The sequence below is a fragment of the Bradyrhizobium sp. CCBAU 65884 genome (assembly GCF_028128835.1).
GTDB classification, from domain to species: Bacteria; Pseudomonadota; Alphaproteobacteria; order Rhizobiales; family Xanthobacteraceae; genus Bradyrhizobium; species Bradyrhizobium ottawaense.
This window is the reverse complement of record NZ_LBJU01000025.1, coordinates 1-790: the sequence shown is the minus strand read 5'-3', so window position 1 is coordinate 790 and position 790 is coordinate 1. Positions and strand designations below refer to the sequence as shown.

The 790-nt window shown below is 57.1% G+C and carries 1 protein-coding gene; it reads left to right on the top strand.

Annotated elements, in window-relative coordinates; all coding sequences use genetic code 11:
- On the top strand, positions 1–790 hold a 790-nt coding region (locus XI03_RS01575), incomplete at both ends, for a PAS domain-containing protein (protein ID WP_271591097.1).

The following is a 790-nucleotide window of genomic DNA, read 5'->3' as shown; positions in this document are numbered from 1 at the left end:
GTTTGGCTTTAGCCCACAAGAGCCAGTATCGATCGAGACCATTCGATCGCGCATCCATCCGGACGACTTGCCGCGGCTACAGGAGGTGCAGCGTCAGGCGATTGAACACAAGGAGGAGCGGTTCGAATATGATTTTCGTATTCTTCTACCAGATGGCGGGATAAGACGCATACACTCCGTTGCGCACGTGGTGGTCGGCAGCGACGGTAACGTCACCGAGCTGATCGGAACACATATGGATGTGACCGAGCAACACGCAGCTAGGGAACGCCTGGAAAACACACTTGCCGCGCTGCGCGAAAGCGAACAGCGCTTTCGCGACTACGCCGAAACAGCTTCCGACTGGCTCTGGGAGACCGGGCCGGATCATCACGTCACTCACTTGTCCGAGCACACCAGCGCTGCGGGAATTTTGGCGACAGGATTAATGGGCCTGCTTCGCTGGGAGATCGCGTGCGACGTCGAAGAAGAACCCGAGAAGTGGCGGCAGCATCGGGCGATGCTGGAGGCCCATCTTCCGTTTCGGGATCTGGTTTACCGCACCGTGAATCGGACAGGATCTCCGATCTATGTCCGCACGAGTGGCAAGCCTTTTTTTGACGGAAAGGGCAATTTTCTCGGCTACCGTGGCGTCAGCACTGACATCACCGCGACCATTCGTGCCGATCAAGCCGAACAGGAACTCCGAAAGGCACAGGCGGAGCTGGCGCATGTGACGCGTGTAACGGCATTAGGAGAGCTGACAACTTCCATCGCACACGAAATAAACCAGCCACTCGCAGCTATTATC